Annotated in this window: 10 protein-coding genes and 1 pseudogene; 9 read left to right on the top strand and 2 right to left on the bottom strand. The window is 39.5% G+C overall.

Annotation, left to right across the window (positions count from 1 at the left end; genetic code table 11):
- Positions 1 to 208, bottom strand: a pseudogene (locus tag EYS08_RS26060) (IS110 family transposase); the annotation flags it as partial.
- A 214-nt stretch (positions 209 to 422) separates the two neighbouring features.
- Here EYS08_RS26060 and EYS08_RS15200 point away from each other — a divergent pair.
- The 5 genes from EYS08_RS15200 (at position 423) to EYS08_RS15180 (ending at position 7,308) form a co-directional block, all read left to right on the top strand.
- On the top strand, positions 423 to 2,099 hold the full coding sequence (locus EYS08_RS15200; RefSeq protein WP_131030847.1) for a M1 family metallopeptidase: 1,677 nt from the start codon (positions 423 to 425) through the stop codon (positions 2,097 to 2,099).
- A 415-nt stretch (positions 2,100 to 2,514) separates the two neighbouring features.
- The gene (locus tag EYS08_RS15195; protein ID WP_029276121.1) at positions 2,515 to 3,432 is read left to right on the top strand and encodes a dihydrodipicolinate synthase family protein; all 918 of its coding nucleotides are present in this window, start codon (positions 2,515 to 2,517) and stop codon (positions 3,430 to 3,432) included.
- Positions 3,433 to 3,446: 14 nt separating this feature from the next.
- The gene (locus tag EYS08_RS15190) at positions 3,447 to 5,033 is read left to right on the top strand and encodes an aldehyde dehydrogenase (NADP(+)) (RefSeq protein ID WP_131030846.1); all 1,587 of its coding nucleotides are present in this window, start codon (positions 3,447 to 3,449) and stop codon (positions 5,031 to 5,033) included.
- The gene (locus tag EYS08_RS15185) at positions 5,026 to 6,027 is read left to right on the top strand and encodes a 4-hydroxyproline epimerase (RefSeq protein ID WP_131030845.1); all 1,002 of its coding nucleotides are present in this window, start codon (positions 5,026 to 5,028) and stop codon (positions 6,025 to 6,027) included. The genes EYS08_RS15190 and EYS08_RS15185 overlap by 8 nt, the downstream gene beginning before the upstream one ends.
- A 39-nt stretch (positions 6,028 to 6,066) precedes the next feature.
- On the top strand, positions 6,067 to 7,308 hold the full coding sequence (locus EYS08_RS15180) for an NAD(P)/FAD-dependent oxidoreductase (RefSeq protein ID WP_131030844.1): 1,242 nt from the start codon (positions 6,067 to 6,069) through the stop codon (positions 7,306 to 7,308).
- Positions 7,309 to 7,550: 242 nt separating this feature from the next.
- On the opposite strand, the gene EYS08_RS15175 is transcribed toward EYS08_RS15180, so the two are convergent.
- Positions 7,551 to 7,808 carry a hypothetical protein gene (locus EYS08_RS15175; RefSeq protein ID WP_131030843.1) on the bottom strand — a complete coding sequence of 86 codons (258 nt, stop codon included), beginning with the start codon at positions 7,806 to 7,808 and terminating at the stop codon, positions 7,551 to 7,553.
- 452 nt (positions 7,809 to 8,260) lie between these two features.
- Between EYS08_RS15175 and EYS08_RS15170 the strand changes: the two genes are divergently transcribed.
- The 4 genes from EYS08_RS15170 to EYS08_RS15155 all read left to right on the top strand — a co-directional run bounded on the left by EYS08_RS15170 (position 8,261) and on the right by EYS08_RS15155 (position 14,889).
- Positions 8,261 to 9,163, top strand: coding sequence for an AraC family transcriptional regulator (locus EYS08_RS15170; protein ID WP_131030842.1), 903 nt, complete (start codon positions 8,261 to 8,263; stop codon positions 9,161 to 9,163).
- An 86-nt stretch (positions 9,164 to 9,249) separates the two neighbouring features.
- Entirely contained in the window at positions 9,250 to 11,031 is a 1,782-nt protein-coding gene (locus EYS08_RS15165; RefSeq protein WP_131030841.1) for a DUF885 family protein, read from the top strand.
- Between the two features lie 38 nt (positions 11,032 to 11,069).
- Positions 11,070 to 12,518 (top strand): APC family permease, encoded by a 1,449-nt coding sequence (locus EYS08_RS15160; RefSeq protein WP_131030840.1) that lies wholly within the window; start codon positions 11,070 to 11,072, stop codon positions 12,516 to 12,518.
- Between the two features lie 76 nt (positions 12,519 to 12,594).
- Complete coding sequence (locus EYS08_RS15155; RefSeq protein ID WP_131030839.1) at positions 12,595 to 14,889, top strand: S9 family peptidase; 2,295 nt, start codon at positions 12,595 to 12,597, stop codon at positions 14,887 to 14,889.
- Positions 14,890 to 14,950: the final 61 nt, after the last annotated feature.

The raw sequence follows: 14,950 nt of genomic DNA, 5'->3' as shown, positions 1-14,950 counted from the left end.
CGCTTTCATAAGCACATTCATAACGGGCTTCTGGATAATTGGTTGAAAGAAAATTCCAAAGTCCATCCACTGACGGGGGAGACTGGACGAAGCTTTTGAGATACTGTTTCCCTAGATAGAGTGAAACAGTCCAGCTTTTAAGGTGAACATCGATGCCACAGCTTATCGTATGACCGCTAAAATCTAATTTTTCTGCTAAATTTGTCATGATCTTAGTTCTATTGTTTATTTAAATTTAACAATTGTGGCTTGCTAAAGACCACTTGAACTAAGATCACTTTTATTACATAGATACTGATAGAACGGATGCTCCCGATTTCTTCATCGGAGCAGGAGGGATAGCAGGACTGAACTAACCGATAAGTACTGAAATTGCTTTTCAAATTAATAATACGCTATTGCAACATAACAACCAGCAAAAGATGAGAAAATTAAAACTTATAACCTTAACAATAATCTTAGTATTGTTCAGTACAATGCTTTTTGCACAAGGCTCCAAAAAGGTTTACACTTTGGCAGATACCTTAAGGGGAAGCCTAAATGCCGAACGCACCTGGTGGGATGTGCGGCGTTACGAACTTTCTGTTAAACCCGATTATAATGATAAAAGTATAAGCGGCTCGAACAAAATCGTTTACAAAGTAGTACAGCATAATAATGGTAGTATGCGCATGCAGATCGATTTGCAGGAGCCATTAATTATTGATAGTGTTTTATACAACGGAATTTCAAAGGTGAAATTCGAGCATGTCGGCAGTGTTTGGTATGTGCATGTTCCGGCGCAGAAATTATCAGCACTGAATAATGTTCATATTTTTTACCATGGAAAAGTACACCAAGCCAAAAGAGCACCTTGGGATGGCGGTTTTATCTTCACTACCGATTCGCTTTCACGCCCGTGGATGACGGTTGCCTGCCAGGGTTTAGGCGCTTCAATCTGGTATCCGAATAAAGACCATCAAAGCGATGAACCCAATCTGGGCGCTTCTTTAACGATGACAGTTCCTGATACCTTGGTAGCGGTAGGGAATGGGCGCTTGGTGTTCAAAAAGGATAATCACGATGGTACTTTGACTTACCAGTACAATGTTAAAAATCCGATCAGTAATTATTGCATTATCCCGTACATTGGAAAGTACGTTAATTTTAAGGAGAAATATGCGGGCGAAAAAGGTATGTTAGATGTGAATTATTGGGTGCTCGATTATAATTATCCAAAGGCGAAAACCTACATGCCCGATCAGGTTCATAAAATGATGAAAAGTCTGGAACATTGGTTTGGTCCATACCCCTTTTACGAAGATGGTTATCAGCTGATCGATGCTTCACATACAGGAATGGAGCACCAATCAGCAGTGTCTTATGGCAATGGTTATAAATTTGGCTATAGAGGTAGAGATATGTCTGGCGATGGTTGGGGCTTAAAATGGGATTTTATCATTATCCACGAAAGCGGACACGAATGGTTTGGCAATAATATTACCACCAACGATCTGGCCGATATGTGGGTGCACGAAGGATTTACCAATTACAGCGAAACACTTTTTGTAGATTACATTTTTGGCAATAAAGCTGGGAATGAATACAATTTTGGGATCAGAAAAGGCATTCGGAATGATAGCCCTATTATTCCCCCTTATGGTGTAAATGCACAGGGCAGTGGTGATATGTATCCAAAAGGAGGGAACATGTTACACGCTATCAGGCATAGTTTAAATAACGACGAACTTTTTAGATCGATATTGCGTGGGCTCAACCAAACCTTTTACCATAAAACAGTAACCACTGCTCAGATCGAAAATTATGTTTCTAAAAAGGCAGGTTACAATTTTTCAAAAGTTTTTGATCAGTACCTGCGTACAGTGCAAGTTCCTACATTCGAATATTACCTTAAAGGAGGTAAAGTTTTTTACCGTTACAGCAATTGCGTTAAAGGTTTCAATCTGCCTTTAAGTCTGAAAAAAGAGGGCATTAAAACACTTAAAATTATTCCTTCGCAAAGCTGGCAACAGGTTACACTGGTTAAAGGTCAAGATGCGCTTTTTACAAAATCGGATATCGAATTTATGTACTACCTACAGGTGAAAAACACAAAATAATTCATTGGAAGCGCTGTCGGATGTTACCATCCGACAGATTTTATTACAGGTATTCTTTTTCAGAAGGTTACCTTTTTTTTTGCTATATCTCATTACAGTGCTGTTGGATGTTACCATCCGACAGGTTTTATTACAGGTATTCTTTTCAGAAGGTTACCTTTTTTTGTTATATCTCATTTTCTTTACAAAGGCCCCCAGCTTTTCCTAATCCATTCTGTCTGATTCAAATGGCGTATTTATAGCCAATATCGGTTAAAATCTAACAATATTACTATTTAGCAATCACCTAACTTTGAATGTTGTTTAACGGATTTATTACCGATATTTAAATGATGATTTGCCAATTACCCGGCTTTTGGGTTAAACTGGCTAGATTAATTTTTTGAATCATAATTATTAAAAACATAATATTACAATGAGTATCAAATGGACTGGGGTTTTCCCTGCTGTAACTACAAAATTTACAGCAAACGATGAGTTAGATTTTCCGGCTTTCGATTTAAATATCGAAGCGCAATTAGAAGCAGGTGCTGAAGGGATTATTTTAGGCGGATCGCTTGGCGAAGCCAGTGTACTAACCGATGAAGAAAAGTTTGGTCTGTTATCGCATACCTTAACTGTGGTAAATGGCCGTGTACCAGTTTTATTGAATATTGCAGAATCAACTACAAAAAAAGCAATCGAAGTAGCTAAAAAAGCCGAATCGCTTGGTGCACAGGGTTTAATGTTATTGCCCCCAATGCGCTATAATGCTGCTCCAGACGAAACTTTGGCCTTTTTTGGTGCCATTGCTGAAAGCACAAGCCTACCGATCATGATTTATAACAATCCTGTTGATTATAAAATCGAAGTAACTTTAGATATGTTCGAGGTTTTGACTAAATACGATAATATCCAGGCAATCAAAGAATCTACAAGAGATGTATCGAACGTAACCCGATTGATCAACCGTTTTGGCGACCGCTTCAAAATCTTTACCGGAGTAGATCCACTAGCGATGGAAAGTATTGTGATGGGTGCACATGGATGGGTTGCAGGTTTAGTAGATGCTTTCCCGAGAGAAACAGTTGCCATTTTCAGATTGATTAAAGAAAACCGCATTGCTGAGGCGCTAACCATTTACCGTTGGTTTTTACCTGTACTTGAGCTGGATATTCATGCAAAATTGGTGCAGTATATTAAATTGGCTGAGGTAGCAACAGGATTAGGAACTGAAGCTGTTCGTGCACCTCGTTTACCAATAAGTGGCGCAGAGAGAGAAAAAGTATTAAAAATTATTAACGATGCATTAGCTGTTCGTCCGGAACTACCTGCAGGTAGCTGGGGAAAATAGTTTAAAAACCAAATATGAACGGAAAAAATATTGTAGCCAGCACTTATATAGAAGTTAATGAAAGAAGCCTTAAAGCTGTTAATCCCGCAACGGGATTAACGCTTGATGGTGAATTTTTTAAAGCGAACGATAGCCTTGTTAATGATGCCTTAACGTTGGCAACATCGGCTTTCCAAAGCTATAGAAACTTAAACAAAGATCTTAAAGCCGCTTTTTTAAATGCTATTGCCGATGAAATTGCTAATCTTGGCGGGGAGTTGGTAGACAGGGCTTCGGCAGAAAGCGGTTTGCCTTTAGGTCGTTTACAGGGCGAACTGGGCAGAACAACAGGCCAGTTAAGGTTATTTGCCAATCTGGTTGCCGAAGGCTCCTGGGTTGATGCAATTATTGATACTGCATTGCCTGAAAGACAACCTTTGCCACGGCCTGATATTAGACGAATGCTGATCCCGATAGGGCCGGTAGTAGTTTTCGGTGCAAGTAATTTTCCGCTTGCTTTTTCAGTTGCAGGTGGCGATACGGCATCAGCATTGGCTTCTGGTTGCCCTGTAATTGTAAAAGCACATCCCGCACATTACGGAACCAGTGCGATGGTAGGTGGCGCCATCATTAAAGCTGCCGAAAAAACGGGAATGCCTAAAGGTGTTTTCTCTTTGTTGTATGATGATGGTTATACCATTGGAGCTGGCTTGGTTCAGCATCCATTAACTAAAGCAGTAACATTTACGGGTTCGTTTAAAGGAGGAATGGCCCTGATTAATCTTGCACAACAGCGCGAACAACCTATTCCGGTTTTTGCCGAAATGGGAAGTATTAATCCGGTAATCTTTCTTCCAAAGGCCATAGAAAACCAGGCAGAAGACCTGGCTAAAAAATATGCTGCATCAATTACTTTGGGCGCTGGTCAGTTTTGTACCAACCCGGGTTTATTGTTAGCGGTTCAATCGCCGGCACTAGAAAATTTTAAAGCCGTTTTAAAAGAAGCAATTTCAACCGTCCCATCTGCAACTATGCTTACCGAAGGTATTGCCAATAATTATGGTAAACTTTCTGCTGAGGTCGTAAATGAAGGTGGTGTTGCGCTTTTATCGGCATCAACATTAAAAAATAGTGAACTTCAAAACCAATCAGAGGCGAAAATTGCTCAGGTAAGTGCTGCTGATTTTATTAAAAATCCAAAACTCCGTGAAGAAATTTTCGGCCCATATTCGCTGTTGGTTGTTGCTCAGGATATCGCTGAACTCGAAAAAGCCATTGACGTGTTGGAAGGACAACTTACCATAACCCTAATGGCTGAAAAACAGGAATTGCAGCATTATCAAACTTTGGTAAATAAGCTGACTGATAAAACCGGAAGGATTATTTTAAATGGTGTACCTACAGGCGTAGAAGTTTGTGCAGCTATGCAACATGGTGGACCGTTTCCTGCTACCAACGATAGCCGTTTCACTTCAGTTGGTTCAACAGCAATCAATCGTTTTGCAAGGCCATTGGCTTACCAGGATTGGGAGCAGGAACTGTTGCCGGATGAATTGAAAGATGGAAATCCATTAGGTATTTTCAGAACGGTTGACCAGATATTAACGAAATCTCATGAGTAAAACTTTTTTTTGTGTAGATGCGCATACTTGCGGAAATCCGGTTAGGTTAGTTGCAGGCGGCGGCCCTCAGCTTATTGGCTCTAACATGAGCGAAAAGCGTCAGCATTTTTTGAAAGAATTCGATTGGATCAGAACAGGTTTGATGTTCGAACCACGTGGGCATGATATGATGTCGGGCAGTATTCTTTATCCGCCTCACGATCCTGCTAATGATGTAGCTGTACTTTTTATCGAAACCAGTGGCTGCCTTCCAATGTGTGGCCATGGTACTATCGGTACCATAACTATAGCCATAGAGGAAGGATTGATTCAGCCTAAAATACCAGGAGTGATCAGAATGGAGGCCCCAGCCGGATTAGTTTTAATTGAATATAAGCAGGAAGGTAAAAAGGTTAAATCGGTTAAGCTGAAAAACGTAGCTTCTTACCTGGCTGCAGAAAATTTAGAAGTAGAATGCCCAGATTTAGGTACGCTTACTTTTGATGTAGCTTATGGTGGTAACTTTTATGCCATTGTAGACCCACAGGAAAATTTTCCGGGACTGGAAAACTACACTGCTTCGCAACTGATTACCTGGAGCCAGACCATTAGAAAACGCATCAACGAACAATATACTTTTGTACATCCTTTAGATCCGACGATAAATGGCTGTAGCCATGTGTTGTGGACCGGAAAAACAATCGACCCTACATCAACCGCCAGGAATGCAGTTTTTTACGGCGATAAAGCTATCGATCGTTCGCCATGTGGAACGGGCACCTCAGCCCGTTTAGCACAGTGGTTTGCTAAAGGAAAACTAAAACAAGGAGAAGATTTTATCCACGAAAGTTTTATCGGTAGCAAGTTTATCGGAAGAGTTGAAGAAGTTGTAGACCTGAACGGAATTAAAGCCATTATACCAAGTGTAGAAGGTTGGGCAAAAATTTATGGCTACAATACCATTAAAATAGATGCCGAAGATGATCCATATGCATATGGATTTCAGGTAATTTAGTGATTTTATAAAAGAATATCAGCAGTATAAATTAAAAGAATGTCGAAAGTATTAATTATAGGTGGTGGAATAGTAGGTTTAACTTCAGCGTATTATCTGCAGAAAAAAGGCTACGAAGTTACAGTTTTGGATAAAGGAGATATTACCGACAACTGCTCTTTTGGTAATGCCGGGATGATTGTGCCAAGCCATTTTGTACCCTTGGCTGCACCGGGCATGATAAAACAGGGTATCCGTTGGATGTTTGACAGTAAAAGCCCCTTTTATGTTCGCCCATCTTTAAATGGGAACCTCGTTAACTGGGGCTTGAAATTTATGAAACATGCCACTGCAAAACATGTGAGCCAATCGGCAGCACCATTACGCGATCTATCTTTACTGAGCAAAAAACTATATGAAGGATTGGCAAAAGAGCCTGATTTTGATTTCGAATTAACGAACAATGGTATTCTGGCATTTTATAAAACAGAAAAAGCAGGAGAAGAAGAAGCGCATTTAGCTGCAAGGGCAATTGAACTGGGTTTGGATATGGCAGTGTTAACAGCCGAAGAATGCCGCGCATTACAACCCGATTTAAAATTAGATGTTTTAGGCGCAGTACATTATCGCTGCGATGCACACCTTTACCCAACAAAGTTGATGAATGCTTTGCTTCAATATTTATTAAACAATGGTGTTAAGATAGAACGTGGCAGAGCGGTTGATAAAATAGAAACGGCTGGCAACCGTATTATGAAGGTTTTTACAGGCAATACCATCTGGGAAGCCGATCAGTACGTTTTGGCAACTGGTTCATGGTCGCCTGCTGTGGCTAAAATGGCCGATGTCAAAATATCTTTAATGCCGGGTAAAGGTTATTCTTTTATGGAACCGGAACCTCAGCAACGGCTAACTATTCCGGCATTGCTATGTGAAGCCAGGGTGGCCATAACACCAATGAACGGCCAGATCAGGTACGGCGGTACAATGGAGTTAGATAAAATTAATACCCGCATTAATATGCAAAGGGTTAAAGGGATAGTGGAATCGGTTCCGGCTTATTTTCCGGATTTAAAGCCAGCGCTTCCGGCAGAAAAAGATATCTGGTATGGTTTCCGTCCGTCATCACCTGATGGTTTACCTTACATCGGCAGAAGCGAAAAAAGAGAAAATCTAATTATCGCTACCGGTCACGGTATGATGGGATTGAGTTTAGGTCCTGCAACGGGTTTGTTGGTTAGCCAGATTGCCTCGGGCATGGCTACTGATCTAAAAATGGAGCCATTCGCAGTAGTTCGATAATATACTGAGGATTCAGTTATTTCGAGGAATGTCATCATTGTGAAGCCAGTTTTTCATTGGCTGAAGTAATCTTTCCAGCTTGATTGGGAATCGTAAGTCAGTAAGCTTTAAATCTCTAAGGAAGTCAAGTTTTTAAAACTTGACTTCCTTGTTGCAACGCTAGGAGTCTGATTTGCTTTGAAAGTTTGCTGCAAATTTCATAGAGATCGTTCCCATCTTTCAAATTCATTTTTTTGTTGTATTCAATTTTTCAATAATAAAATTAATAAAAGTATAAACGCAATCAAAATCAACAAATCGGTTACGAAATATTTAGTGGAAAAACCAAAATTCGATGTGTAAGCTGGATCTGAAAATTTACCCTCAGCGTAATTATAAAAATTGAATGGAAATCCTACTTTGGTAAAACCGTCTGACGCAGCATTATCTTTATAAGAAAGTGCTGTAAACAATCCAAAGATTAACAATATACTAGCCGTTGGAATAAGTTTTATTTTCATTTAAATCTGAATTAATACAAGAATTATACCGATTCCCAATCAAGTTTGTTAATTGATATGGTTCTTTATGCCCAAAGCACTCTTTAAATGGTATTAACTAAGTTGGTTTCGTCTTCATACAAAATGATAATAAACACTAAGAATTTAATTGTTCTATTATTTAGTGTCCATTAAATGATCAATTGTAGAATAATTTCCCCAAAAAATGCCAGAATTGACTACTAATCCAAAAATAGCGGACTTAACTTGTTTAAATTAATCGTTTTAGATCTTGCTTTACAGTAGGTTAACTAAGTATGTAGTAATTTACGAGCTGCCGAATTCATGAATAAATCCGTCATATATTATCAAAGTATAGCAGAATTTTAACCTTATTTAAGTTTTATTGGTTTATTTGAGTTAATATTTATACATTCAATTCGTAATCAAACTCAACCAACCAAACCAAAATTATGAAAGTATTACCATTTACCATGCTTGTTCCCGATGACAAGAGTGTGATATCGGAACATATTGAACTTCCATATTTTTACCAGTATCTGCACCGTCATGATGAGTGGCAGATTACTTATATAGAAAAAGGAGAGGGCACGTTAATCGCAGGGAATGATATGCACGCTTTCCGATCGGGCGATATTTTTGTAATTGGGGCAAAACTTCCACATCTTTTTAAAAGTAACCCCGAATATTTCTCTGCTGATAGCAATAAAACAATCAAAGCATGTTCTATTTACTTTAATCCTAACGGTATTTTGGCTGCTTTGTTCAATCTTCCCGAAATGAAGATGGCAAGTGGTTTTTTAGCTAAACACAAACATGGCTTCAAAATTCCTGCTGCATTTACCAAAAACATGGTAGCCAAAATGTTCAATGTTCACCAGGCATCAGGAGTTGATGTGTTGTTTAACTTTCTGAAATTGGTTAACAGTCTTCAGGATTTAAATGAAAATGTAGAAGCGTTATGCTCAGATATGTATTCTTCTAACGTAACCGAAAATGAAGGTATGCGATTGAGCAAGATCATTAATTTTATTACCGAAAACTATAATAATCAAATTTCTTTAGAAGATGTAGCCAATGCTGCGTTTATGACTCCTCAAGCCTTCTGCAGGTATTTTAAGAAACATACCGGACATACTTTCGTATCCTTTTTAAACGAAGTTAGAATTAACGATGCCTGTAAAAGCCTTATTTCTGGAGAAAAAGCCGATTGCATTTCAGGTGTGGCCTATAAAGCTGGTTTCAATAGCATTACCAATTTTAACCGGGTATTTAAAAGCATTATTGGTCAGTCACCAAGAGCATATATAGATACTTATAATAATGTGAGCAGGGTGAGCTATGTAGGCGCCTAAACAAAAACACTTTTATTTTTTAAAAAAAAGCTAGCCATTTTTTCAAATGGAGGCAAATGCTATTCGTCAAATTTAACCAACTCTAAATGCAAAACAAATTGAAGTTTTTGACCCTTTTGTTAATGGTAAGCCTGTTATCGGGTACTTTTGTATTAGCCCAAACTTCAAACGAAAGTTTATACGAACAAACCAGCGAAATGGGCACGCTGATAGTAGGCTACCAAAGGGATGTAGATGCCATTAACGATTTCTACTATCCTTATTCTGCAGGAGGTACTTATTCTTTTCCGATGACTACTTTTAAAAGCCCGGAACAAAGAAAACGCCTGCAAGACATTAATAAAGATTATTTAAGCAAGTTAAAATCAGCCAAATTTGAAGGCTTTAGCATTTATGGCAGAGTAGATTATATCCTCCTAAAAAAACAGATAGAGTCGTCGGTCTGGCTCTTAGGTAAAGAGGAAAAAGAATATAATGCCCTGTCTAAATATTTCACCTTCGCCGATGCGATTTATGCGCTCGAAAAACTAAGGAGAAGGGGCACTTATAAAGAAGGATCTTTATTGGCTGCCCAGATGACCGAAATCGTGAAGCAGATAGATAGCCTAAGCCAAAATTTCACGAAGCAAGCAAGTCTCAAACCCGATCAGCTTAAAATGGCAACGGCCATAACCTTGAGTTTAAAACACCGTTTAAAAGGTTTTTATCAGTTTTATATGGATTATGAACCTGGTTTTACCTGGTGGGCACCTAAACCTTACGAAAGGTTAGACCTCGCTTTGACCAATTACGCTAAGTTTTTTAACGATAAAGGAGATCCTGTAGCTGCAAAAAAATCAAACAAACCAGAAATTAAAGGAAATCCCATCGGAAGGGAAGAGCTGATCAGGCAATTAAATGCAGAACTTATTCCTTATACACCAGAAGAACTGATCCAGCTTGCCGAAAAAGAATTTAAATTTTGCGACGAAGAACTTTTAAAAGCATCAGCAGCAATGGGCTTCGGTAAAGACTGGAAAAAAGCTCAGGAAAAAATCAAGAACAGTTACGTACCCTTAGGTAAACAGCCAGAGTTGATTGTAAAACTGCAGGATGATGCCTTAAGCTTTATAAAAGCCAACGATCTGATCGATATTCCGGCTCTTGCTGAAGAAACCTGGGGTATGGTCATGATGTCGGCAGAACGGCAGCTGGTAAATCCATTTTTTACCGGTGGGCGCGAAATTAGTATCTCTTATCCAACAAATTCGATGGAAGAAGATGATAAGTTAATGAGTATGCGTGGTAACAATCCTTATTTTTCAAGGGGAACGGTACAGCATGAACTCCTGCCTGGTCATCACTACCAATATTTTATCAATAACCGTTACAAAAGCTATCGCGATCCTTTTAAAACGCCTTTTAGTGTAGAAGGCTGGCCATTGTACTGGGAGCTTTTACTCTACGATAAAGGTTTTGCCAAAACTCCCGAAGAAAAAATGGGCATGCTTTTCTGGCGCATGCACCGTTGTGCCAGGATTCTTTTTTCGCTAAATTTTCATCTTGGTAAATGGACTCCTCAGCAATGTGTCGATTTTCTGGTCGATCGTGTAGGGCACGAACGCGCCAATGCAGAAGGCGAAGTGCGAAGATCTTTCAAAGGCGATTATAGCCCTTTGTACCAGGTAGCTTACCTTACCGGCGGTCTTCAGCTTTTTGCATTGAAAAAAGAACTGGTTGATAGTGGTAAGATGAGCTTTAAAGCTTTTCACGATGCGGTGATTAAAGAAAACTTAATTCCTGTAGAAATGATCAGGGCTACTTTAACCAATCAGCCTTTAACCCGCGATTTCACCACCTCGTGGCATTTTTACGGCCAACTTAAATAAACTCACCAAACCATTTGAACCACCAAGCAACTAAACACATGATTGAAAAAGAAACCACACAATTTAAACCCTCACTTAAATTGATGGATGCAACAATGCTTGTAGCCGGAAGTATGATCGGCTCAGGTATTTTTATTGTAAGTGCCGATATTACCCGGAATGTAGGCAGTTCTGGCTGGCTGTTAGTGGTTTGGTTAATTACAGGCTTTATGACGCTTACTGCTGCTTTGAGTTATGGCGAATTAAGTGCCATGTTCCCAAAGGCGGGCGGACAATATATTTATTTAAAGGAAGCATATAATCCGCTCATCAGTTTTTTATATGGCTGGAGTTTTTTTACGGTAATCCAAACGGCAACTATTGCCGCAGTTGGCATGGCATTTGCCAAGTTTACCGCATATCTCGTGCCTGCACTAAGTGAAGATTTAATAGCCATCGATTTAGGTTTCTATACCATCTCACCCGCTCAACTATTGGCCATTGGGGTGATTATATTACTCACCTATATTAACAATAGGGGAGTAAACGGCGGTAAGGTAATTCAAACCACCTTTACAGTAGCCAAACTGCTAAGTCTGTTTGGCCTTATCGTGTTTGGCCTTTTCTTTTTAGATAAAGGAATCTGGAAAACCAATTGGGAAAATATGTGGGTTTTAGGACCGCTATCTGCCGATGGAAATATTAGCTCTTACACCACTTTGGCGGCTTTCGGCGCCATTGCGGCGGCGATGGTGGGTTCGATATTTAGTAGCGACTCCTGGCACAACGTTACCTTTATTGCTGGGGAAATTAAAAACCCGGCACGAAATATTGGTTTGAGTTTAGCCTTAGGAACCATTATCGTAACAGTACTCTATATCCTTACCAATGTGATGTATACCGGGGTACTTTCATTGCACGATATTGCCTATGCTGATAAAGATCGGGTGGCGGTTTCTGCTGCCAACCATATTTTCGGTACCGCTGGTACCATCATTATCGCATTAATGATTATGGTTTCAACTTTCGGCTGTAACAACGGTTTAATTATGGCTGGTGCCAGGGTGTATTACTCAATGGCCAAAGATGGGCTTTTCTTTAAAAAAGTAGGTACACTCAACAAAAATGCAGTTCCGGGTTTTGGACTATGGATTCAGTGTGTTTTTGCTTGTTTATGGTGTATCAGCGGAAAATATGGCGACCTGTTGGATATGATCTCGTTTGTGGTGGTGATGTTTTATATGCTCACCATTTTCGGGATTTTCATCCTTCGTAAGAAACGGCCTGATGCCGAACGTCCATACAAAGCCTTTGGTTACCCTGTGCTGCCAATCATCTATATGATAATGGGACTGGCCTTTTGCATATTACTGATTATTTTTAAACCTAAATTCACCTGGCCTGGATTAATCATCACGTTAATTGGTATACCGGTTTATTACCTGATTAAAGGAAATATTGCACGCCAGGATTTGAAAGCAAAAGAAGCGGTTGATGTGAGCAGTTAAAATATTGATGTTATTCATCAAAATCTAAAGGAAATCTGAAAAGCCGTAGCACTATATTTACCACAAAAAATCTGTAATGACCACTTATCCAAGCGCTAAAAAAGCAATAGCGATCATCTTATTAAGTTTTGTTTCCTTTCAGCTGCTGGCACAGCAAGCAGGTTTACAGCCCTATGCACCAAGTGCTGCTGAAATGGCAAATGCTTACCAATTATCTACTAAGCTGGATACCGCATTACGCAATATCCCAACCAACAACGATCTTATTCCTTTCTGGAAAAAAGATGGCAGCGCATTTTGGTATAAAAAGAACCTTCCTAATAGAACATGGGAATATTATTATGTGGATGCTGCAACAGGAAAACGTAAAGCTGCATTTGATAACAATAAACTGGCTGAAAATATAGAAAAGATAACGGGTAAAAAACAGAATCCATTAAAACTTCAGTTTGCTGAATTGTATTTCGCCGATCAGGGTAATACGGCAAAACTAAAAATACAGGATAAATGGTATGAATTGAACTTGAGCGATTACAGTTTAGTGGATACTAAAGACACAACAATTTATCGTTACGACGCCAAAAGACCTTTGCAGCAAAGCAGATCTCGCTGGCAACGAAACCGTGAATCCAGAAAATCGCCTGATGGTAAAAATGAAATCCTCATAAAGGGTGGGAATATATTTGTGGTTGATCTAGTTACCAAAGCAGAAACCCAATTGAGTACCGATGGTAATGCTGATAAACCTTATGGCGAATTTGCATGGTCGCCCGATGGCAAAAACATTGTTGCTTATAAAATCGATCCGAAAGAGACTAAAAAAGTACATTATGTATTAAGTTCGGTTCCTGGCACTACCCGTGGTGAATTAAAATCAAGAGCGTATGCACAGCCTGGCGACGATTTTACCGCTTATCAACCCTATGTTTTTAATGTAACGGCTAAAACTGCCATTAAAGTAGATGCAGATCCGATAGATTTCTTTGGTGCACCAGAATTGCATTGGCGCGATAATAACAGCAGGTATTATACCTATGAGAAAGTAGATCGCGGTCATCAACGTTTTAGGGTAATTGAAGTAGATGTTTTAACAGGCAAAACCAAAAACATTATCGACGAAAAAACAAAAACCTTCATTTATGAGCGGCGCATTTATACCCATTACTTACCTAAAACAAATGAAATATTGTGGACCAGTGAGCAGGATGGATGGCAACACCTTTATCTGGTTAATGGTATCACAGGAAAACAGACGCTGGTTACCAAAGGCAATTGGGTAGTTAGGGATATCGATAGTGTAGATGTGGTTAAACGCCAGATTTGGTTCCGGGCAAATGGAATGAATGCTGGTGAAGATCCTTATTTTATCCATTATTATAGGATTGGGTTCGATGGAAAGGGACTGGTGAATCTTACGCCCGAAAAAGGTAATCATATCCTCAGCTTTTCTCCTGACCGCAAATATTATATAGATACTTACTCTCAGGTAAATGTACCGCCTGTTAGCGAGTTAAGGTTAACTGCGAGTACCAAAAAAGTAAGCGAAATAGAACATGGACAAACGGACGTTTATTTAGCTACCGGTGTTAAACTACCTGAAGTGTTTGTGACTAAAGGAAGAGATGGCGTAACCGACATTTGGGGCATTGTTTGTTTCCCTTCAAAAATGGATCCGAACAAAACTTATCCTGTTATCGAAAATATTTATGCAGGTCCTCATGATAGTTTTGTGCCCAAAAGTTTCTTGCCTGCCAGTGAAATGCAGAGTATTGCCGAATTAGGTTTTATTGTGGTACAGATTGATGGGATGGGTACCGCCAACCGATCTAAAGCTTTTCATGATGTATGCTGGAAAAATATAGCAGATGCAGGTTTCCCTGACCGGATCTTGTGGATGAAAGCTATGGCCGTTAAATATCCAAATGCTGATATTTCAAGAGTGGGGATTTACGGTACTTCGGCGGGTGGGCAAAGCTCAACAGGTGCGCTGTTATTTCATCCCGAGTTTTATAAAGCTGCGGTTTCTGCCTGTGGTTGTCACGATAACCGCATTGATAAACAATGGTGGAACGAACAATGGATGGGCTATCCGGTAGGGCCGCACTATGGAGAACAATCTAATATTACCAATGCAGCAAAATTACAGGGTAATTTATTTTTAATTGTTGGTGAAGCCGATGAAAACGTACCACCAGAATCGACCTACCGACTTGCTGATGCATTGATCAAAGCCAATAAAGATTTCGATATTTTAAGCATTCCGGGTATGGGCCACAGTGATGGCGGTATTTACGGACGTAGGCGTAAGCGCGACTTCTTTGTAAAACATTTATTGCATGCCGAACCACCAAATCCCAATCTTTCAAAATAGGTTGGTTCATCGGTCATTAGTTCATTGTTTGCTGGTTTATTTGTCATTAGTTATTGATTCA

Origin of the sequence: Pedobacter kyonggii, from assembly GCF_004310665.1 — a bacterium.
Classification (GTDB): domain Bacteria; phylum Bacteroidota; class Bacteroidia; order Sphingobacteriales; family Sphingobacteriaceae; genus Pedobacter; species Pedobacter kyonggii.
This window is presented reverse-complemented; position numbering and strand designations above follow the sequence as displayed.

Excerpts from the sequence above, each read along its gene's own strand:
- EYS08_RS15165 (WP_131030841.1), top strand. The coding sequence starts at position 9,250 with ATGCAAAACAAATTGAAGTTTTTGACCCTTTTGTTAATGGTAAGCCTG.
- EYS08_RS15160 (WP_131030840.1), top strand. The coding sequence starts at position 11,070 with ATGATTGAAAAAGAAACCACACAATTTAAACCCTCACTTAAATTGATG.
- EYS08_RS15185 (WP_131030845.1), top strand. The coding sequence starts at position 5,026 with ATGAGTAAAACTTTTTTTTGTGTAGATGCGCATACTTGCGGAAATCCG.
- EYS08_RS15180 (WP_131030844.1), top strand. The coding sequence starts at position 6,067 with ATGTCGAAAGTATTAATTATAGGTGGTGGAATAGTAGGTTTAACTTCA.
- EYS08_RS15170 (WP_131030842.1), top strand. The coding sequence starts at position 8,261 with ATGAAAGTATTACCATTTACCATGCTTGTTCCCGATGACAAGAGTGTG.
- EYS08_RS15155 (WP_131030839.1), top strand. The coding sequence starts at position 12,595 with ATGACCACTTATCCAAGCGCTAAAAAAGCAATAGCGATCATCTTATTA.
- EYS08_RS15200 (WP_131030847.1), top strand. The coding sequence starts at position 423 with ATGAGAAAATTAAAACTTATAACCTTAACAATAATCTTAGTATTGTTC.
- EYS08_RS15190 (WP_131030846.1), top strand. The coding sequence starts at position 3,447 with ATGAACGGAAAAAATATTGTAGCCAGCACTTATATAGAAGTTAATGAA.
- EYS08_RS15175 (WP_131030843.1), bottom strand. The coding sequence starts at position 7,808 with ATGAAAATAAAACTTATTCCAACGGCTAGTATATTGTTAATCTTTGGA.
- EYS08_RS15195 (WP_029276121.1), top strand. The coding sequence starts at position 2,515 with ATGAGTATCAAATGGACTGGGGTTTTCCCTGCTGTAACTACAAAATTT.